Annotated in this window: 13 protein-coding genes; 10 read left to right on the plus strand and 3 right to left on the minus strand. The window is 68.2% G+C overall.

The genetic code is table 11. The annotated features are described in order from the left end of the window. The first annotated feature begins 2 nt into the window (after window positions 1-2). From D3877_RS25285 to D3877_RS30685, 10 genes are all read left to right on the plus strand, one after another. A complete protein-coding gene (locus D3877_RS25285) occupies window positions 3-731 on the plus strand; it encodes a histidine phosphatase family protein (RefSeq protein ID WP_119833546.1) in 729 nt (242 codons plus the stop codon). Between the two features lie 22 nt (window positions 732-753). After that, window positions 754-1,536: an SDR family oxidoreductase gene (locus tag D3877_RS25290; RefSeq protein WP_119833547.1), complete on the plus strand. Its 783-nt coding sequence runs from the start codon at window positions 754-756 to the stop codon at window positions 1,534-1,536. Between the two features lie 17 nt (window positions 1,537-1,553). After that, window positions 1,554-2,564 (plus strand): NADP-dependent oxidoreductase, encoded by a 1,011-nt coding sequence (locus D3877_RS25295; protein WP_119833548.1) that lies wholly within the window; start codon window positions 1,554-1,556, stop codon window positions 2,562-2,564. Between the two features lie 53 nt (window positions 2,565-2,617). Then, window positions 2,618-3,460: an SDR family NAD(P)-dependent oxidoreductase gene (locus tag D3877_RS25300; protein ID WP_119833549.1), complete on the plus strand. Its 843-nt coding sequence runs from the start codon at window positions 2,618-2,620 to the stop codon at window positions 3,458-3,460. A 674-nt stretch (window positions 3,461-4,134) separates the two neighbouring features. After that, the gene (locus D3877_RS25310) at window positions 4,135-6,045 is read left to right on the plus strand and encodes a methyl-accepting chemotaxis protein (RefSeq protein ID WP_119833551.1); all 1,911 of its coding nucleotides are present in this window, start codon (window positions 4,135-4,137) and stop codon (window positions 6,043-6,045) included. Window positions 6,046-6,178: 133 nt separating this feature from the next. Then, window positions 6,179-7,951, plus strand: a complete 1,773-nt coding sequence (locus D3877_RS25315; protein WP_158599999.1) for a DUF1302 domain-containing protein — start codon at window positions 6,179-6,181, stop codon at window positions 7,949-7,951. A 14-nt stretch (window positions 7,952-7,965) separates the two neighbouring features. Next, the gene (locus D3877_RS25320; protein WP_119833553.1) at window positions 7,966-9,348 is read left to right on the plus strand and encodes a DUF1329 domain-containing protein; all 1,383 of its coding nucleotides are present in this window, start codon (window positions 7,966-7,968) and stop codon (window positions 9,346-9,348) included. A gap of 96 nt (window positions 9,349-9,444) precedes the next feature. Further along, window positions 9,445-10,581: a WD40/YVTN/BNR-like repeat-containing protein gene (locus D3877_RS25325; protein WP_158600000.1), complete on the plus strand. Its 1,137-nt coding sequence runs from the start codon at window positions 9,445-9,447 to the stop codon at window positions 10,579-10,581. Between the two features lie 31 nt (window positions 10,582-10,612). Continuing rightward, on the plus strand, window positions 10,613-13,051 hold the full coding sequence (locus tag D3877_RS25330; RefSeq protein ID WP_119833555.1) for an efflux RND transporter permease subunit: 2,439 nt from the start codon (window positions 10,613-10,615) through the stop codon (window positions 13,049-13,051). A gap of 457 nt (window positions 13,052-13,508) precedes the next feature. Next, a complete protein-coding gene (locus tag D3877_RS30685) occupies window positions 13,509-13,757 on the plus strand; it encodes a calcium-binding protein (protein ID WP_119833556.1) in 249 nt (82 codons plus the stop codon). 321 nt (window positions 13,758-14,078) lie between these two features. On the opposite strand, the gene D3877_RS25340 is transcribed toward D3877_RS30685, so the two are convergent. The 3 genes from D3877_RS25340 to D3877_RS25350 are packed head-to-tail and all read right to left on the minus strand — an operon-like array spanning window position 14,079 to window position 19,827. After that, on the minus strand, window positions 14,079-17,228 hold the full coding sequence (locus tag D3877_RS25340) for an efflux RND transporter permease subunit (RefSeq protein WP_119833557.1): 3,150 nt from the start codon (window positions 17,226-17,228) through the stop codon (window positions 14,079-14,081). After that, entirely contained in the window at window positions 17,225-18,376 is a 1,152-nt protein-coding gene (locus D3877_RS30690) for an efflux RND transporter periplasmic adaptor subunit (protein WP_119833558.1), read from the minus strand. The genes D3877_RS25340 and D3877_RS30690 overlap by 4 nt, the downstream gene beginning before the upstream one ends. Next, a complete protein-coding gene (locus tag D3877_RS25350) occupies window positions 18,373-19,827 on the minus strand; it encodes an efflux transporter outer membrane subunit (RefSeq protein ID WP_119833559.1) in 1,455 nt (484 codons plus the stop codon). Before D3877_RS25350 ends, D3877_RS30690 begins: the two co-directional genes overlap by 4 nt. Window positions 19,828-19,961 lie beyond the last annotated feature (134 nt).

The raw sequence follows: 19,961 nt of genomic DNA on the forward strand, positions 1-19,961 counted from the left end.
CCATGGCGGCGCTCGTTCTGGTCCGTCATGGGCAGGCCAGCCTGCGATCCGACGATTACGACCGGCTGTCCGACATCGGCTTGGCCCAATCCGCCGCGCTCGGCCATTGGCTGCGCGCGACCAGTCGGACCGGGGGTCGGAGCGGGGGCCAAACCGCCGGATTGCTGGCGCGCGGTCGGATGCGGCGTCACCGCGAAACCGCCGACGCCTGTCTTGCGCTGTGGTTCCCGGACGGCCCGGCCCCGACGGTTGAGGAGGATGCGGGCTTTGACGAGTTCGACCATCTCGACGTGCTGGGCGCGCACCGCGCCGATTTTCGCGAACCGGGCGGGATCTCGGCCTTTTTGGCGGCGGCGGACGACGCGAACCGGGCGTTTCAGCGGCAATTCAGCGCGGCGGTGGAACGCTGGACCAGCGGGCGGCATGACGGCGATTACCGCGAAAGCTGGCCCGGCTTTCAGGCGCGCTGCGTGGCGGCGATGCGCCGGGTGATCGAACGAACGCCGCCGTCGGCAAGCGCCTGGGTCTTCACCTCCGGCGGGCCGATCGCGGCGATCTGCCAGCACGCGCTGGAGCTGAGCGACGCCAAGGCGATGGGGCTGAACGCGGTGATCCTCAACACCGGCGTCACCACCCTGCGCCATGACCGCGACCGCGTGGCTTTGAGCGGTTTCAACGGCGTCGCGCATCTCGACGCGCTGGGCGACGCCAACCTTTTCACCCACCGATGATCGACGGACGGATCAGGACGCCATGGAACGCAACGTGGAACGCAAGACACAGTTTGACCTGAGCGGACGGATCGCGCTTGTGACCGGGGCCAGCCGGGGCATCGGCGCGGCCATCGCCCGGAGTTTGGCCGCCGCCGGGGCGCATGTCGTCCTGTCCAGCCGCAAGATCGACGGGTGCCAGAGCGTCGCCGACGGCATCGTCGCGGCGGGCGGTTCGGCGGAGGCGCTGGCCTGCCACATCGGCGACCTGGACGAGATCGCCGCCGCGTTCGCCCGGCTGGAGGAACGACACGGGCGTCTCGACGTTCTGGTGAACAACGCCGCGACCAACCCGCATTTCGGCCCGTTGATCGACACCGACCTGACGGCGTTCCAAAAGACGGTGGACGTCAACATTCGCGGCTATTTCTTCATGTCGGCGGGCGGCGCCCGGTTGATGGCCAAGGGCGGCGGCGGCTCCATCATCAACGTCGCCTCGGTCAACGCGGTGATCCCGGCGGTCAACCAGGGCATCTATTCGATCACCAAGGCGGCGGTGGTGTCGATGACCAAGGCCTTCGCCAAGGAAGGGGCGGCGGCGGGGGTGCGGGTCAACGCGCTGCTGCCCGGCCTGACCGACACGAAATTCGCGGCGGCCCTCATCCAGAACAAGCCGGTGCTGGATCAGGCCCTGGCCCATGTGCCGATGCGGCGGGCGGCCCAGCCCGATGAAATGGCCGGCGCCGTGCTTTACTTGGCGTCGGACGCCGCCAGCTACACCACGGGAACCTGCCTGAACGTCGATGGCGGTTACTTGATCGCTTAACGCCGGAGAAACCCACGATGACCGACGCCAACCGCCAATTCCGCCTCGCCGCCCGCCCGGTCGGCCTGCCGACGCGCGACGACTGGACCTTGACCTGCGAGCCGATTCCCGAGCCGGGCGAAGGCGAGGTGCTGGCGCGCACGCTCTATCTGTCGCTCGATCCCGCCATGCGCGGTTGGATGAACGAGGGCAAATCCTACATCCCGCCGGTCGGGCTGGGGGAGGTGATGCGGGCGGGCGGCGTCGGGCGGGTCGTCGCCTCCCGCCACCCGGATTTCGCCGTCGGCGACGCGGTGAGCGGCGGTTTCGGCGTGCAGCAATACGCCTGCCTGCCCGGCGCGCAATTCACCCACGTCGATCCGCGACTGGCTCCCCTGCCGACGCATCTGGGAACCCTGGGCATGCCCGGCATGACCGCCTATTTCGGCCTTCTGGAGGTTGGCCGCCCGCTGCCGGGAAACACGGTGGTGGTGTCGGGGGCCGCCGGGGCCGTCGGGTCGGTGGTCGGGCAGATCGCCAAGCTGAAGGGGTGCCGCGTCGTCGGCGTCGCGGGCGGGGCCGACAAAACCCGCTATCTGGTCGATGAGCTGGGGTTCGACGCCGCCGTCGATTACAAGACCGAGGATGTGCGCGCCGCCCTGCGCCGGGCCTGCCCGTCGGGAATCGACGTGTTTTTCGACAATGTCGGCGGCGACATTCTGGACGCCGCCCTGGCGACCCTGGCCCGCCACGCCCGCATCGTGATTTGCGGCGCGATTTCCCAATACAACAACACGACGGCGGTGCGCGGCCCGCAAAATTACCTGTCGCTGCTGGTCAACCGGGCGCGGATGGAGGGGATGGTCGTGTTCGACTACGCCAGCCGCTACGGCGAGGCCGTCCGCGACCTGTCCGCCTGGATGGCGGCGGGCCAACTGATCGCGCGCGAGCATGTCGTCGACGGATTCGAGAGCTTTCCCGAAACGCTGCTGAAGCTCTTCAGCGGCGAGAATTTCGGCAAGCTCGTTCTCAAGGTCGCCGAGGACTGACCCGGCGGACCACACACGGACACGCGCCCATCACCGGCGCGCAAGGGGGAAAGATGCAGGACTTCACCGACAAGGTCGCCGTCGTCACCGGCGCCGCCGAGGGAATCGGCAAGGCCATCGCCCGCGCGGCGGCGGCGGAAGGCATGAAGCTGGTGCTGGCCGACATCGACGCCGCCGCGCTGGACGCGCTGGCGGCGGAGTTCGCCGCCGCCGACGTTCCGGTTCTGGCCCTGCGCACCGACGTGTCCAGCCCCGAACAGGTGGACGCGCTGGCCGACGCCGCCTTCGCCCGTTTTGGCGCCGTGCATCTGCTGGTCAACAACGCGGGCGTCGCCGTCGCCAAAAGCGTTTGGGAAACGACGCCCAAGGATTGGGAATGGGTGCTCGGCGTCAATCTCTACGGCGTCACCAACGGCCTGCGCGCCTTCGTACCGCGCATGTTGGAGCGGGGGGAGGCCGGGCACATCGTCAACACAGCGTCGGTCGCCGGTCTGCTGTCGGTTCCGGCGCTGGCCGCCTACAACGCCAGCAAATTCGCCGTGGTCACGGTGTCGGAGGGGCTGCACCATGATCTGGCCCTGCGCCAGGCGCCCATCGGCGTGTCGGTGCTTTGCCCGTCCTGGGTCAAGACGCGGATCGCGGAATCGGGCCGCCATCGGCTGGGCGAGGAAGGGGCCGTCCAGGCGGGGACGAGCGTTCAGTCGCAAAAGATAGGGCAAGCGGTGTTCCAGGCGGTGCAGGCCGGGATCACGCCGGACTCGGTGGCGGAGTCGGTGTTCGAGGCGGTGCGCGCCGGACGCTTCTACATCGTCACCCATCCCGAAAGCCGCGCCGGGGTTCGGGTGCGGATGGAGGACATACTGGAAAACCGAAATCCGACTTTAATGTCCCTGTGAGGGGGCCATTCAATCGTAATATGACAATTTCTTCGCCTTACCCGCAATTAGCATGTTGACCCATAGGTAAGTCACATGCATCTTACGTGCAGGCGGTCGGTCGGGGTTGGACTGGCGCGCGGAGGGCGTTGAACACAGGGGCGGACGGTCTTCAATCCCGCATGGTCGCGGGGGTGATGGGGCGTGCGGCCGGTGGGCAAGATCCGCGCGGCGGCGAGGCGTTTTCCAGCGGTGCGGGAAGCGGTCAAACCCGGTCAGCCGAACAAGAAAGAATGGGACTGCGGCGCACCTGCGACACGCGGCCCGACCATTGGGGGGACTGCATGATGAAACACGCGACGACGTGGTTGGTTGGTCACGCCTTGACGGTTCTGCGGGCGGCTTTGCCGCCCGGCGACGGACCCGTTTGACCGACCGGCGCCAACGGCGGGTTTGACTCCGCCGCTCCGCTGAAAAAAAGCAGCCGTTCGGCGCGCCCCAACAGGGTGGGGCGCTTGTGGGAACGCGCGCGGAATTGAAAAGCCAACAGCGGTGACGCTTCGCCGACCCGATTTGCGCTGACCCGATCTGTGATCGGGCTGGGCGGACGGCTGTCGTCTTCATGCGGACCTTTCGCGTCCCGCGCCAACCGCCGTTGGCGCGCATGCCCAAACCTTTCCTGCACGCGGTGGATCATGGCCCTGGGAACGCTCAGCATATCGACACGCATATTCGCCGGATTTCTGTCGGTTCTGGTCCTATTGGCGGCCATGGGCGCGGCGGGGGTGGTTGGATTCGGCGCCTCGCGCGACCGCTTCGCCTCGTATGGCGGGGTGGCCGAGGTCGCCATCGCCGCGTTGGAGATGCAGACCGACGCCGGGATCCTGATGCGCGCGGCGCAGGGCTACGCCGCCTCGGGCCGCGAGTTGGAGCGGACCACGGCGGAAACGGTCAGCCAGCGCATGGACGCCGCCATCGCCAACACAAGGACGCGAACGGCGGGCGCGGATCTGGCCGGACCGCTGGACGAGTTGGCCGCCGCGCGCGCCCAGTTTGAAACGGAATTCGCCCAGTTGGTCGCCGCCAAAACCCACCGGCGGGCGCTGGTCACGGACACGCTGCTGCCGGAGTTGGACGCCGCCATCGACCACGCGACGGGGGCGGCGCGTGATCTTCTGGCCAAGCTTCCGGCCTTGATCGACCGTTACGAGGTTGAGCAGATGGAGGACGACGCCGACGCCCTGCGCGCGGCGCTGAAGGAGGCGGGGGCGCTCGCCCCCGATCTGGGCGCGCGCTTGACGTCCCTGCGCGCCCGCTTCGACGCGGTGGTGGACTCCGCCGGGGCCGCCGATCTGGCGACCGACGCGCTGGTCCGCATCACCGGGCGGCGGCTGAACGCCGCCGGTCAGGCCCTGCGCGAAACGGCGGTCGGCAACCTGTCGCGGCTCCAGGCTGAAAACGAAGGGGCGATGGGGCAGCTTCAGTCCGTCCTGATCGGGCTGGCGGTGCTGGGGGAACTGGTCGGGCTGGCGATGGCCTGGGTGATCGCGCGCAGCATCATCCGCCCGGTGCGCGGCATCACCCGGACGATGGAGGCGCTGGCCGCCGGAAACAAGGCGGTGGACATCATGGCGCTGACGGCGCGCGACGAAATCGGCGCGATGGCGCGCGCGGTGGCGGTGTTCAAGGACAACGCGCTGGCGATGGAGCGCATCCAGATCGAACAGCAGCGCGCCAAGGAGGACAGCGAGCGGGAGAAAAGCCGCTTGATGGCTGAATTGGCCGACGGGTTCGAGGCCAGCGTCCAGCAGGTGGTGGAGGTGGTGTCGGTCGCCGTGGCCGATCTGCACACCGCCGCCAGCGGCATGGCGCAGACCGCCGACGGGGCGAACCGCCATCTGGCGGCGGTCGCCGCGACCTCCGACGACACGGCGATGGACGTGCAGAAGGTCGCGGCGGCGGCGGAGCAGCTTTCCTGCTCGGTCGGGGAAATCAGCCGTCAGGTCGGGCAATCGACCGACATGGCCAGCCGCGCCGTGGCCGAGGCCGGGCGGACCAACGACATGGTGCTCGCTCTTTCCTCGTCGGCGCAGACCATCGGGCGGGTGGTCGATCTCATCAACCGGATCGCCCACCAAACCAACCTGCTGGCGCTGAACGCCACCATCGAGGCGGCGCGGGCGGGGGAGGCGGGCAAGGGCTTCGTCGTCGTCGCCAACGAGGTGAAGGCGCTGGCGCACCAGACCTCTCAGGCGACCGGAGAAATCGGTCAGCAGATCGCCGCCATCCAGAGCGCCACGGTCGGCACGGTGGAGGCGATTTCGACCATCACCGGCATGGTCAGCGACATCAACCGGGTGGCCAGCGCCGTCGCCGACGCCGTCGAGCAGCAGGGCGAGGCGACGCGGGAGATCGCCCGCAACATTCAGGGCGTGGCCACCGGCACCAGCCGCCTGACCTCGTACAGCGCGACGCTGGCGGGGGCGGTGAACGACACCGGAGCCGCCGCCGACCGGGTGCTGCACGCCGCCGCCGACCTGTCGAGCCAGTCGGACGGGCTGCGTCAGGAGGTTGGCCGGTTCCTCAAACAGGTGCGGCTCGTCTGAGCCGACGCCATCGAAAACAACAAGAACAAAAAAACGCGCAGCGGAGAAAACGCAAGGAGTCTGTGGGATGGAGCGTGTTCAGTCAGTGTTTTGGGGGATGGGAGCGGCCCGGGGGCGGGTTTCTCTCGGTTTGTTGTGCGGAACGGCCCTCGGGCTGTTGGGGGCGCTGGGCGCCCCGGCGTCCGGTTGGGCGGAATCCTTCAGCTTTGGCGACGGCTGGGAGGGGCAGGCCTCGTTGGATCTGTCGCTGGGCATGGCGATGCGGGCGCGGTCGCCCGACAGCGCCCTGATCGCGCGCGGCAACGGCGGCGTCGGCGACGGCACGACGGCGGACGACGGCAACAAGAACTACCGCAGCGGCGATCTCTATTCGGGGATCGGCAAGGCGCTGGGCGAGTTGCAGGTCAGCAAGGACGGCTTCGGCGTCTTCCTGCGCGGCAAGGGGTGGTACGACGCCGTCCAAGACCGCAAATCGGTCGATTTCGGCAGCTCGGCCAACGGTTACAAGGCCGGGACCGCGCTGAACGACGCCGGTTTCTACGGCTTGTCGAAGTTCAAGGGCGTCCAGCTTCTCGACGCCTACGCCTTTGGCGACGTCGCCCTGCCGGGGGACCGGGCGTTGGCCTTCAAGCTGGGCCAGCATGTGGTGAATTGGGGCGAGAGCCTGTTCATCCCCGGCGTCAACCAATACAACATCGTCGATGGCAGCGCCGCCCGCCGCCCCGGCGCGCAGGTCAAGGAAATCCTGCTGCCGGTGCCGCAGGCGTCGTTCAATCTGGGTTTGGGCGGCGGTTTCAGCCTGGAATCCTATTATCAGTTGGCGTGGCGCCACTCGACCTTTGAAGGCTGCGGCACCTTCTGGAGTCCGTCCGACATTCTGAATTGTTCGGACGTCGCCACCAACATCACCCCGGCCCCCTTCGGCGACCGCCAGGGCTACGCCGGGATTCCGTCCCTGCGCGGGATCAACGCCCGCATCGGCAACGCGGGCCGCGACGAGCCGCGCAACAGCGGGCAATTCGGCGTCGCGGGCCGTTACTTCGCGTCGGAGATCGGGACCGACATCGGCCTCTATTTCTCGCAGTACCACGCGCGGACGCCGATGTTCAGCATGGTCCGCACGCCGACCACGATCGCCGGTTCCGTCTATGGTCTGCCGACCGGCCCGGCCCAGTATTTCGAGGATTACTCGGCGGAAAACATCCGGGTCTTCGGGGCGAGCGCCGCCACCGAGATCGGCGGCTGGAGCGTCAGCGGCGAAGTCAGCCGGGCCGAAGGGGTGCCGGTGCAGATCAACACCAGCGACCTTGTGTCCGGCGTGGTCAGCGGAACCGGGCCGTTGGGCTATCTGAAGAACCGTCCGCTGGGCAGCGTCATTCGCGGTTATGACCGCAAGGACAAGACGCAAATCCAGATCTCCACCATCAAATCCTTCCCCAACGTGCTGGGGGCGGAATCCCTGCGGGTGCTGGGCGAGGTGGCGTACCAGCATTGGAACGGCATCGGCGATCCGGCGACCTCGACCCGCTATGGCCGCTCGCCGGGCTTTGGCCGGGCCGCCACGGCGACCACGGCCTGCGCCACCACGGCGACCGACTATTGCGCGCCGGACGGCTACGCGACGTCCAACTCCTGGGGTCTGCGCAGCCAGTTCTCGCTGACCTATCCCGACGCCTTCGCAGGCGTGAATCTGACGCCGCGCCTGTCCATCGCCTGGGACGTCAGCGGCGTGTCGCCCGACGGCACCTTTGTGAAGGACCGCGTCAACGTCGGCGTCGGCCTGCGCGCCGATCTGTTGCAGCGCTATTACGCCGACCTGACCTACAGCGGTTACAACCGCAAAGCCAAATACGACCCCCAGCGCGACCGCGATTTCGTCGCCCTGGTCGTCGGCATGACGTTCTGAAGAGGATGAAACCGATGAACCGCAACAGGATGACCACGCCGTCCACCGTGTCGGCGGGCAGGCTCGCCATGCTGGCCGCCGTCGGGGCTGCGGCCCTCCTCGCTCGCCCCGTCATGGCGGAGACGACGCCGCAGGATCTCGCGCGTCTGGGCAAGGATTTGACGCCCGTCGGGGCGGAAACGGCGGGCAACAAAGACGGCTCGATCCCGGCCTGGACCGGCGGATTGACCAAGATCCCCGCCGGGTTCGACCCGGCGCAGGGCTACGCCGACCCGTTCGCCAGCGACGCGCCGCTCTACACCATCACCGCCGCCAACGCCGACCAATACAAGGACAAGCTGGCCCCCGGACAGATCGCGCTGCTCAAGCGCTATCCCGGCTACAAGATGAAGGTCTACCCGTCGCGCCGGACGGCGGCGCTGCCCCAGGCGGAGTATGATCTGATCCGCAACGAGGCGGCGGCGGCGCAGTTGGTCGAGGGCGGCAACGGCGTGCTGAACATCACCGCCACAACGGTTCCCTTTCCGGTCCCCAAAAGCGGGGTGGAAGCGATCTGGAACCACATCATGCATTACCGGGGCGGCACCTATCTGCGCTACGGCACCGAATTTCCGGTCCACACCAACGGCGGCTTCACGCCGCTGCGCCGGACGGAGTGGTACGCGCGGGCCAGTTCGCTGGGCAACGCCGAACCCAACCGCCTGCATTACTATTTGAACCTCGTCACCGCCCCGTCGAGCATCGCGGGCGAGGCCATCCTGACCCATGAGCCGGTCGATCAGGTGAAGGAAACCCGTCTGGCCTGGACCTACAACCCCGGCCAACGCCGCGTGCTGCGCGCGCCGTCGGTGTCCTACGACAGCCCCGGCACCGGCACCGACGGCCTGCGCACGATGGATGATTACGACGGCTTCAACGGCGCGCCCGACCGCTATGATTGGAAGCTGGTCGGCAAGAAAGAGATGATCATCGCCTACAACAACTACAAGCTGACCGACAAAAGTCTGAAATACTCCAACATCATCATGGAGAACACGCTCAACCAGGATCTGGTGCGTTACGAGCCGCACCGGGTGTGGGTGGTGCAGGCGACGTTGAAATCGGGCGCGCGTCATCTGTATGGCAAGCGCGATTTCTACATCGACGAAGACACCTGGTCCATCGCGCACAAGGACCAGTATGACGGGCGCGGCGAATTGTGGCGCGTTCATGAGTTTTATCAAATGCTGGAATATGACGTGATGGTGCCCTTCTACGCGGGCAACGTCCTGTATGACCTGCAAGCGCGCCGCTACCTCGTTCACCAACTCTCGAACGAGGAAAAGCCGGCGAAATACGGCGCGAAATTCGAATTGAGCCGCTTCGCGCCGGACTCGCTGCGCCGCGTCAGCAACTGATCCTCATCAACGGATCGTCAGCAACGGATCGGGCCGGATCGGGGCGGTTGCGCCGTCCCGATCCTCAAGGCTCGGCCTCGCAGGATGGATGTCCCGATGTCTCACCGCATCACCGCTCCGCCCGCCCGCGCGTCGCTGGCGCGGCGCGCCCTGTTGGCGCATGTCATGGCGGCTCTGGCCGTCGCGCCGGGGGCGGCCAGGGCCGCCGCGCGCGATCTGCTCGCCATTCCGGCCTTGCCCTCGGCCAAGGCGGCCAAGGCTCTGCTGCTTGGCGTTTGTCTGGCTGGGCGGCGGGCGGTCGCCGTCGGCGAGCGGGGGGTGATCGTGTTCTCCGACGATGACGGGACGACGTGGCGGCAGGCCAGCGTCCCGGTGTCGGTGACGCTGACCGCCGTCCAGTTTCCAACGCCGGAGGTCGGTTGGGCGGTCGGTCACGACGGCGTCGTTCTGCGCAGCCAGGACGGCGGCCTGCGCTGGACCCGCCGCTTTGACGGGACCATCGCCAACGCGCTGATGGCCGACGACGCGCGCCAGCGGTTGGAGACGGCGCGCGCCTCCGGCGACGCGGCGGCGGTGGAGGCGGCGGAAACGGCGGTCGAGGACGCGGCGGCGGGTGGCGCGTTCGGCCCATCGCGCCCGCTGCTCGGCCTGTGGTTCCGCACACCCGACGATGGCTTCGTCGTCGGCTCCTACGGCCAGATTTTCCGCACCCGCGACGGCGGCGAGCGTTGGGAGTCGCTGGGGTCGGCGCTGAACAACCCCGACGGCCTGCACTGCAACGCCATCACGGCCACGCCGACCGGCGTGTTGCTGATCGCGGGGGAAGGCGGGCGGGTCTACCGCTCCGCCGACGACGGCGCGCGCTGGGAGCGGCTCGACACCGGCAGTCCGGGGGCGCTTTACGGCGTGCGGGCGTTGCCCGAGGCGGGCGGCGGCGAAACGCTGCTCGCCTTCGGCTTCGGCGGACGGATTTTCCGGCGGGAGGGGGCGGCGGCCTGGATTCCGGTGGCGTCGCCCACCGCGCGGTCGCTGATTGGCGGCGTCACCCAGGGCGGCGCGCCGCTGCTGGTCGACGCGGCGGGAAGCTGGTGTCTCAGCAAGGATCGCGGCGCCTCCTTCCAACCGCTGCGCGCCGCCGGGTCGGCCCCGGTGGCGGGGGTGGCGGCGCTGCGCGAAGGGGCCTTGCTCCAGGTCGGGGCGGGCGGCGTGCGCGTCGTCCCGTTGGCGGCGTGAGGGCAGCGGCATGAAAAGGACGACAGGGCCAATGAAACAGCGCTTTCCCTCCACCCCCGCCGCGTCCGCCATCTCCGACACGGACGTCGATCTGGTCCATCACGGCAAGGTGGGCCGGGTCGAAACGCGGGTCGAACGCTGGCTGTTCGGCCATCGTCTGACCGTGCTGACGGTCTTCGCCCTGCTGTCGGTCTTTCTGGGCTGGCACGCGCTGCAACTGCGGCCCACCGCCAGCTTTGAAAAGATGGTGCCGTCGCGCCATCCCTACATCGCCAATTATCTGGCCTATGAATCCCAACTGCGCCCGCTCAACAATCTGGTGCGCATCGCGGTGGAGACGACCACAGGCGACATCTACACGCCCGAGTATCTCGACCTGTTGAAACGGATCACCGACGAGGTGTTTTACATCCCCGGCGTGGATCGCGGGAATCTGCAATCGCTGTGGACGTCGAACGTCCAATGGTACGAAGTGACCGAGGACGGCTTGCGCAGCGGCACCGTCATTCCCTCCAACTTCGACGGTTCGCCGGAGCGGATCCGCGAGGTTCGCGTCAATGTCGGGCGGTCCAACCGCATCGGCAGTCTGGTCGCGTCCGATCATCGCTCGGCGGCGATTCTGGCCCCGCTGCTGGAGGTCGATCCGCAAACCGGCGAAAGTCTGGATTACGGCCAATTCGCCCGCCGTCTGGAAACGCTGGTGCGCGACAAATACCAGACGGATGGCGTCCGCATCCACATCACCGGCTTTTCCAAGATCATCGGCGATCTGATCGACGGCATTTTCGACATCGCCGCCTTTTTCGCCGTCACGGTGCTGCTGACGGCGGTTGTGCTCTATTGGTATTCGCGCTGTTGGCGCGGCACGCTGTCCACGCTGTTTTGCTGCGGTCTGGCCGTGGTCTGGCAGCTTGGCGTTCTCGATGTTCTGGGGTTGGGGCTGGATCCCTATTCGGTGCTGGTGCCGTTCCTGACCTTCGCCATCGGCGTCAGCCACGCGGTGCAGAACATCAACACCATGGCCGCCGAGCGGGTGGCCGGCCGGTCGGTGATGGAGGCCGCCCGCGCCACCTTCCGGCTGTTGTTCATCCCCGGAACCATCGCGCTGGTCTGCGACGCGGTGGGATTCTCCACCCTGATGGTCATCGACATCCGCGTCATTCAGGAACTGGCGATCAACGCCAGCGTCGGCGTGGCGGTCATCATCGTCACCAAAATGTTTCTGCTGCCGGTCATCATGTCCTACGCCGGGTCCAGCCCGCGCGCGTTGGAGCAATACCGTCGTCGGATGCGGCCCGAACGGCAGGCGGTCAACCGCTTTTTGGCCCGCTTCACCGAACCGCGTTGGGCGGCGGCGGCGGTCCTGAGCGCGGGCGCGCTGCTGGCGGGGGCCTTTTTGCAAAGCCGGGATCTGAAGATCGGCGATCTGGATCCGGGCGCGCCGGAGCTGCGCCAGGACTCCCGTTACAACCGGGATGTTCAGTTTTTCCTGTCGCATTACTCGACCAGCCCGGACGTCTTCGCGGTGATGGTGCGGACCCCGGCGGGCGAATGCGGCTCCTACCCGGTGGCGGTGGTGGTCGATCAGTTCCAATGGCGGATGGAGAATGTGCCGGGCGTCGAGGCCAGCAGTTCCCTGTTCGGGCCGATGAAGCGGGCGATCGCCGGAACCAACGGCGGGGATCTGCGCTGGGCGGCGATCACGCGCAACCGCTACATCTCCAACGCCGGGCACAAGCGGGTTCCGTCGGACACCTACAGCCCCGATTGCTCCATGCTGCCGGTTCTGCTGTTCCTGGCCGACCACAAGGCGGAGACGCTGACGCGGGTGGTCGCGGCGGTGGAAGATTTCGCCCGCGAGAACAACGGCGACGGCGTGGAATTCCTGCTGGCGGCGGGCAACGCCGGGATCGAGGCGGCGACCAACACCGTCATCAAAGAATCCGAAGCCACGATGCTGGCCCTGGTCTATGGCATCGTCGCCCTGCTGGTGCTGTGGGAGTTCAAATCCTGGCGGGTGACGGTGGCGATCATGCTGCCGCTGTTCGTCACCTCGGTCCTGTGCGAAGCGATCATGGCGCGGCTGGGCATCGGCGTGAAGGTGGCGACGCTGCCGGTGGTGGCGCTGGGCGTCGGCATCGGCGTCGATTACGGCATCTACATCTACAACCGGCTTGAACACTATCTTGAACAAGGGTTGACGCTGCGCGCGGCCTATCTGGAAACCCTGAAGACCACCGGATCGGCGGTGACGGTCACGGGCGTGACCCTGGCGCTGGGCGTGATGACCTGGACCTTCTCCACCATCAAGTTCCAGGCCGACATGGGGCTGTTGCTGACCTTCATGTTCCTGTGGAACATGGTCGGGGCCATCGTGATGATCCCGGCGCTGATTTCCCTGCTGATGCCGGGATTGCGCGGCAGCCCGGCGGACAAACGCGCGGCGGCGGCGTGTGCAAAAGCGGGATGACGTTTGGTCCATCCGCATTTCCGATACCGCTGGCGAATTCCCTATGCGGGATCTTGCGTCGGGACCCAATTGGCACTGGTCTGCCCGGCGGGGCAGATCGCATGGCGCCGCTCCCAGTTGATGGTAAAGTTCCGCAAAGCAAATCCTTTGTTCTCGCGCGCGGCGGTCCCAACAGATCGACGCCGTAACGGGTCCGGCTGGACAACAGGCGCTTGGCGTCGATGTAGCCGGTATCGGCAAGATGCACGGCCGACAACAGACCATCGGCAGCCAATCCCACATGGATCGTCTCCAGCGCGTGCCCATCGGCGCCGATCTGCTCGGCATAAGCTTGGCGTTCGTCCTTGCCCGTGGGCAGACGGTAGTCGTCGATCCGGCGACCATAGCGATCCAGCCACTTCGGTGGGCTGAGCCAGCGCAGCCAATCGGGGGCGCTCACGGCCAAGCTGTCCAGGGCATGGCGCATCGTTTCGCCGCCTACACGCTGGGCGACAACGTCGAAAATCTGACCTACACCGGCGACGGATCTTTCACCGACGTCGGCAATGATCTGGACAACGTGATCCAGGGCGGGGGCGGCGCCGACACGCTGGCGGGCGGGCTTGGGTTCGACACGCTGATCGGCGGGGCGGGCAACGATCTGTATCGGATCGACGACGTCGCCGATCTGGTGGTGGAGGTCCCACCGACACGAACGGAGAGGTGAGCATGGCGCCGTCGGCGGCGCCTGATCGTCGCACCGTTTCCTCGCCGCAACCTCCCTTCGCCAGGAGAAAGAGAAACACGACAAACCACCAAGCTGCGGCCCTTTTTCACGGCGTGGCCGTCGGACGGCCGGTGCCGCCGAGGCCACGGTCGCTTCCGGCGACGTCATCCAGCAACCCGCCACGGTCCACCGACCTGGAGAGAGTGAGACCTTGGGCCGTTGCGTCGCCGCAACGCCGTCGCGTTGCTGCGGCTCCAACGAAGAGGTGGCGGAATGGCGTGGAATTTCGACGCCGAGCGGCGCGGGACGTCATTGAAACCATCAGCATCTGTGGGATCCGTCCGTGCGCTGTTCCACGACAAGCCGTGGAGAGAGTTCCGGCGCCGTCGACGTCGTTTCCGAACGGCTCGCCGCCGAGGCCGACCCTGGAGCGAACCAGCCGCCGACATGGCGGGACAGGTCGTCCACCAGGACAAAGATGGCCGGGATGACCAGCAGGCTGAGCAGGGTCGAGGCCAGCAGGCCGCCGATGACGACGATGGCCATCGGCTGGCGGAAGCTGGGATCGGCGCCCATGCCGAGCGCGATGGGCGTCATGCCGGCCCCCATCGCGATGGTGGTCATCAGGATGGGGCGCGCGCGCTTGTGGCAGGCGTCGATCAGCGCGTCGAAACGGTCGAGTCCACGGTCGCGGCGCGCCATCACCGCGTATTCCACCAGCAGGATCGAGTTCTTGGCGACGACCCCCATCAGCATCAGCAGCCCGATGACCGTCGGCATCGAGAGGCTCATCCCCGTCACCAGCAAGGCGAGCAAGGCGCCGCCCAACGACAGGGGCAGGGCCGCCAGGATGGTGGCCGGTTGCAGGAACTCGTGAAACAGCAGGACAAGCACGGCGTAGATGCAGAAAACGCCGACGCCCATGGCGAAGCCGAAGCTGCCGAACAGCTCGTTCATGCGTTGCAGCTCGCCTTGCTGCACCGGCCGGACCGACGCCGGGAGAGACCGCATGGCTGGCAACCGCTGCGCCTCCGCCATGACCTCGCCCAGGGAACGGCCGCTCAACTCCACGGTCAGCGTGATGTTGCGCGAGCGGTCGATGCGGTCGACCTGCGCGGGTCCGCTGCCGAACCCGATCTCGGCCACCGAGGACAGCGCGACGGAGCCGCTGGCGCCAGCCACCCGCAACTGGCCCAGCAGCGCCAGATCCTGCCGCAGCGCGGGGTCGAACCGCACGCGGATGGGGATCTGGCGCTGCGGCAGGTTCAGCTTGGGAATGGCGGAGGAATAATCGCCATAGGTCGCCATGCGCACGGTTTCCGCCAGGGTCTCCGACGTCACGCCGAGCGCCGCCGCGCGGGCGTCATCGGGCCTGATCTGAATTTCCGGGCGTTGCAAGGCCGCCCCGGAGGTGACGTTGCCGATCCCCTTCAGGGTCCGCAACTCGGCCTCCACCGCGCTGGCGGCCTGCTCCAGCGCCACCGGATCGTCGCTCGCCAGCGTGATCTGCAACTGCTCGCCGTTGCCGCCGCGTCCGACCTCGATTCGGGCTCCCGGTATCCGCCGCAGCAGGCCGCGCATCGCCGCCTCCACCGCCGTCTGGGAGCGATGGCGCGCCGACCGGGGGGACAGTTCGACCGTCAGCGAGGCGGTCCGCAGGCTGGTCGTCGTCGAGGCGTCCATGCCGCCGCCCATGGTCGCGACGCCGACCGCCGCGAACACGCGCGTCACCTCCGGCAGTTGCCCGACGAGGGCCGAGGCCTGCTCGGTCAGGGCGGTCGTGTCGGACAGGGCGCTGTCCGGCGGCAGGGTCAGCGTGACCTGCGTCTGCGCGTCGTCCTGGGCGGGGAAGAACCCGGTCGGCAGCAGCGGGATCATGCCCAGCGACAGCAGGAAGAAGGCCAGGGCGGCCAGCGCCGTGCGGCGGGGGCGCCGCAGGCACCAACGCACGCTGCCCAGATAGGCCCTCATCAGCCGCCCGTCCGCCTCGTCCTGATGCTTCACCACCATGACATGCGCGGCCATCATCGGCGTCAGCAGGCGGGCCACCAGCAGCGACGCCAGCACCGCCGCCGCCGCCGTGACGCCGAACTGACGGAAGATCTTGCCCGGAACGCCGCCCATGAAGGCGGTCGGCAGGAACACGGCCACCAGCGTGAAGGTGGTGGCGATCACCGCCAGCCCGATCTCGTCGGACGCCTCCATCGCCGCGTCGCGCGGGGATTTGCCCTGGCGCAGATGGCGGGCGATGTTCTCCACCTCCACGATCGCGTCATCGACCAGGATGCCCACCACCAGGGCCAGCGCCAGCAGCGAAATGGTGTTCAGGCTGAAACCGAGGAGGTTCATGACCCCGAAGGCCGGAATGATCGACAGCGGCAGGGCCACGGCGGACACGATGGTGGCCCGCCAGTCGCGCAGGAACCACCACACGACCACCACCGCCAGCGCCGCCCCCTCCAGGAGCAGATGCATGGAGCCTTGGTAATTCTCGACGATGGGCGTGACCGTCGTGCCGGCCTCGGTGACGGTCACTTCGGGATGGGCGGCTGCGAAGGCCGTGACGGCGGCCCGCGCCGCCTCGACGACGCTGACGTCGGAGAACCCCTTGGAGCGGGTGATCTGGAAGGCGATCACCGACTGCCCGTCGAGAAAGGCCCGCGTGCTGCGGTCGGCGTGGCTGTCGGTGACGCTGGCCACCTGACCCAGCCGGACATACCGCCCGTCGTCGAGCGGGATGGTGATGGCGGCGACATCCTCCACGCGGCCGACCGCGCCCAGGGTGCGCAGCGACTGGCGCTTGCCGCCCACCTCGCCCTGGCCGCCGGAATTGTCCTTCTGCACCGCCTTCAGGGCGGTGGAGACATCCGAAGCGCTGACGCCCAGCCCGGCCATCAGCGTCGGGTCCAGATCCACATGGACCTCGCGGTCGATTCCGCCGATGCGGCGGACGGCGGCGACGCCCTTCGCCGACAGCGCCGCCTTGGTAATGTCGTTGTCGACGAACCAGGAGAGGTCCTGCTCGTCCAGGCGCGACGACCGTACGGTGTAGGTCAGCAGCGCCCGCGTCTCGGCGGTGACCTTCGTCACGCTGGGCGACGCCATGCTGGCGGGCAGATCGGCCTTGGCGCCGTCCACCGCGTTGCGCACCTCGTTCAGCGCCTCCTCGCTGTCCTTGTCGATGTCGAAGGACACGCTGATGGAAACCGCGCCATCGGTGATGGTCGTGGTGATGTGGTCGATGCGGCCAAGCGACGCCAGCTTGTCCTCGATCTTGCGCGCCACCTCGGTTTCCAACTGCGCTGGCGCGGCCCCTTCCAGCGTCGCGCTGACGGTGACTGTGGGCTGGTCCATGTCGGGGAATTGCTGGACGCCCAGCCTGGAGAAGCCGATCAGGCCCAGCAGAGTCAGCAGGATGAACAGCAGGAGGGCCGGGACCGGGTTGCGGATGGACCACGCGGAAACATTCATGATTTCCGCTCCGGGATGGCTGCGGTCGCCACCGGATCTCCGGACGGCGCGACGGTGACCGGCGTGCCGTCGGACAGGAAGGCGCCGCCCGATTCGACGATGCGGACGCCCAGCGGCAAACCGGCGAGGATTTCGACGCGCTGGTCGCGGCGGCGACCGACCGTCACCGGGTGACGCGTGACCCGGTTGTCCGCGCCGATGGAAAAGACGTAGGAGCGGCCATCGCGCAGGACCACGGCGGATTGCGGCGCCGTCAGCGCCGATTGGTTCGCAAGCTCGATCTCGCCGCTCGCGAAGCCGCCCGCCATGGCGCCGCTGTCGGCAGGCAGGCTGACAGAGACGACGCCACGGCTGGTGGCGCTGTTCAGGCTCGGCGCCGCCAGACGCACCGTGCCGTCGATGCGTCGGCCATCGGGCAAGGTGAGGCGGGCTTTCTGGCCGGGCCGGACCTGGGAAAGCTGCCGCGCGTCCAACTCGGCGTTCCATTCGACCCGGCTCTGGCGTTGCAGGCGGAACAGCTCGGCGCCGGTCGACACCACGTTGCCCAGCGTGGCGGAGCGCGCGGTGACGACGCCGTCATCGACGGCCAGGATGCGGGTCTGGGCCAGGGTGATGCGGCCGCTGTCCAAATCCGCCTGCGCGGCGGCGAGGCTGGCCTTCGCCGTGTCCTCGGCGATCAGATATTCGGCCACCTGCTGCTCCGACAGAGCGCCGCTGCCCTTGACCATGCGGGCGCGCCGGGCGTTGGCCTGGGCCTGGGCGAGGGTGGCTTTCGCCTGGGCGACCAGCGCCTCCTGCTTGCGGATGGCCGCCTGGGTGCTGTCCTGCGACAGGCGCGCCAATTCCTGGCCCCGGACGACCGTCGAGCCGACGTCGGCGAAAAGCTCGGTGATGCGCAGGTTGCCGACCTCGGCCCCGATCACCGCCTCCTGCCACGCCGCGAGCGCGCCGCTGGCGACGAGGGTCTGCGGCCAATCCTGCGTCTGGGGCGTCGTCGCGGTGACGGTCAGCACGCTTGGGCGATCCGCCGGGCGATCCGCCGCCGTTCCGGTCGTGGCGGCGTGCGGCGCGCGCGTCAGGATCACGGCGCCGCCGGCCAGCGCGGCGAGGGCGGCCACGGCCATTCCAAAGGGGATCAAGCGATTCATGATGCGTTTCCGTTGGCGGTGGCGGGCGCCCTGGCTGGCGCTTCGGACTGCCAGCCGCCGCCCAGCGCCTTGTAGAGAGCGATCCATTGTTGGATCTGATCGCGCTGCACGGTGATGAGGCCGATCTCGGCTGACAGCGCGTTGCGCCGGGCCTCCTCGCGGTCCAGCAGGCTGGCGCCGCCAGCCCGCCAGTTGCGGTCGATGGCGTCGAAATAGTCGCGGTAGCCCTGGGCCGCCGTTTCGGCGTCGCCAGCCCGCCGGGTGGCGGCGTCCAGCCGGACCAGCGCCTGCTCCACCTCCTTCAGCGCGGTGCGCAGGCCGTTCCGGTATTGCGCCGACTGAGCGTCGTAGGAGGCCTGGGCGCTTTCCACGGCGGCGGCGCGCTTGCCGCCGTCGAACAGGGGCAGGGACAGGGTCGGTCCCAGCAGCCATGTGGTCATCAGCGAGCCGAGGCCGAGACCCGTCCGCGCGATCGAGCCGCTGAACGACAGGCTCGGGTAGCGGTCGGCCTCTGCCACGCCGATCTCGGCGCCGGCGGCCGCCAATTCCCGTTCCAGCGAGGCCAGATCGGGCCGTTGGGCGATCAGGGCCGCCGGGACGCTGTCGACCGCGAAGGCGGTCGGTTTGGGCAGGACGGGCGCGCCCTGTTCGAGCTGCCGACGCATCGCGGCTTCGTCGTCGCCGGTCAACGCGACCAGCGCCTTGACCAGCACGTCGCAGTCCGCCTGCTGTCCGGTCAGGGTGGAGCGCAGGCTGGCGGCGCTCGCCCGGGCCAGCGCGCCGTCGATGGGCGAGGTGAAGCCGGCCCGCACGGCGGTCGCGGTCGCCCGCGCGGTGTCAGTCTGGGACCGCGCTTCGTCGGCGTAGGCCCGCTCCAGGAGGCGGCAGGCGCGGTACTGGACGTAGCTGTCCGCCACCTCGGCGGCCAGCGAGACGCGGGCGTCGTGCCAGTCGTCGGCGCGGGCTTGAAGACGCGCCTCGCCCGCTTCGCTGGTTCGGCGCAGCTTGCCGAACAGATCGATTTCCCAGGCCGCGTCCAAGCCGCCGGTCAGCGTGGCGCCGACGCTCGCGGCGGAGCCGCCGCCGGTCTGGCCCGATTGGCCCGATTGGCCCGATTGGTTGGATCGTTGGGCCGATCCCTGGGCCGTCAGGCTTGGCAGGGCGTCGGCCCGGCTGCTGGTCAGCGTGGCCCGCGCCTTGACGATGTTGGCCCAGGCGACCGCAAGGGAAGGGCTGTCGGCTTCGGCCGCGCGCAGCAGACGCGTCAGCACCGGGTCGTCGAACCGATCCCACCAGCCGATCAACCGCGCGGCGCTGCCGCCATGGGGCGCCGGAGCGGACCAGGCGGCCGGGGCCGACGGCTGCGGCCTCCGGTAGTCCGGCCCCACGGCGCAGGCCATGAGCGCAAGGCTCGCCGCCGCGACCACACCGAAACGAAACACGGGCGCCATGCTGTCCCAGGTCCAGTCAAAAGGATCATCGAACCTTGGTATAGCGCGGCGCCATGTTAAGCGCGGTTAAGTGAATGTAAAGTTAGGTAAAGCCGGTCGCCGCTTTCATGTTCTGTCTTCTTCCTTGTTGACAT

The sequence above is a fragment of the Azospirillum cavernae genome, assembly GCF_003590795.1.
Classification (GTDB): domain Bacteria; phylum Pseudomonadota; class Alphaproteobacteria; order Azospirillales; family Azospirillaceae; genus Azospirillum; species Azospirillum cavernae.

What these genes read in the sequence shown, in the direction of transcription:
- D3877_RS25285 (WP_119833546.1), top strand. Translation starts at nt 3, where the DNA reads ATGGCGGCGCTCGTTCTGGTCCGTCATGGGCAGGCCAGCCTGCGATCC.
- D3877_RS25290 (WP_119833547.1), top strand. Translation starts at nt 754, where the DNA reads ATGGAACGCAACGTGGAACGCAAGACACAGTTTGACCTGAGCGGACGG.
- D3877_RS25295 (WP_119833548.1), top strand. Translation starts at nt 1,554, where the DNA reads ATGACCGACGCCAACCGCCAATTCCGCCTCGCCGCCCGCCCGGTCGGC.
- D3877_RS25300 (WP_119833549.1), top strand. Translation starts at nt 2,618, where the DNA reads ATGCAGGACTTCACCGACAAGGTCGCCGTCGTCACCGGCGCCGCCGAG.
- D3877_RS25310 (WP_119833551.1), top strand. Translation starts at nt 4,135, where the DNA reads ATGGCCCTGGGAACGCTCAGCATATCGACACGCATATTCGCCGGATTT.
- D3877_RS25320 (WP_119833553.1), top strand. Translation starts at nt 7,966, where the DNA reads ATGAACCGCAACAGGATGACCACGCCGTCCACCGTGTCGGCGGGCAGG.
- D3877_RS25325 (WP_158600000.1), top strand. Translation starts at nt 9,445, where the DNA reads ATGTCTCACCGCATCACCGCTCCGCCCGCCCGCGCGTCGCTGGCGCGG.
- D3877_RS25330 (WP_119833555.1), top strand. Translation starts at nt 10,613, where the DNA reads ATGAAACAGCGCTTTCCCTCCACCCCCGCCGCGTCCGCCATCTCCGAC.
- D3877_RS30685 (WP_119833556.1), top strand. Translation starts at nt 13,509, where the DNA reads ATGGCGCATCGTTTCGCCGCCTACACGCTGGGCGACAACGTCGAAAAT.
- D3877_RS25340 (WP_119833557.1), bottom strand. Translation starts at nt 17,228, where the DNA reads ATGAATGTTTCCGCGTGGTCCATCCGCAACCCGGTCCCGGCCCTCCTG.
- D3877_RS30690 (WP_119833558.1), bottom strand. Translation starts at nt 18,376, where the DNA reads ATGAATCGCTTGATCCCCTTTGGAATGGCCGTGGCCGCCCTCGCCGCG.
- D3877_RS25350 (WP_119833559.1), bottom strand. Translation starts at nt 19,827, where the DNA reads ATGGCGCCCGTGTTTCGTTTCGGTGTGGTCGCGGCGGCGAGCCTTGCG.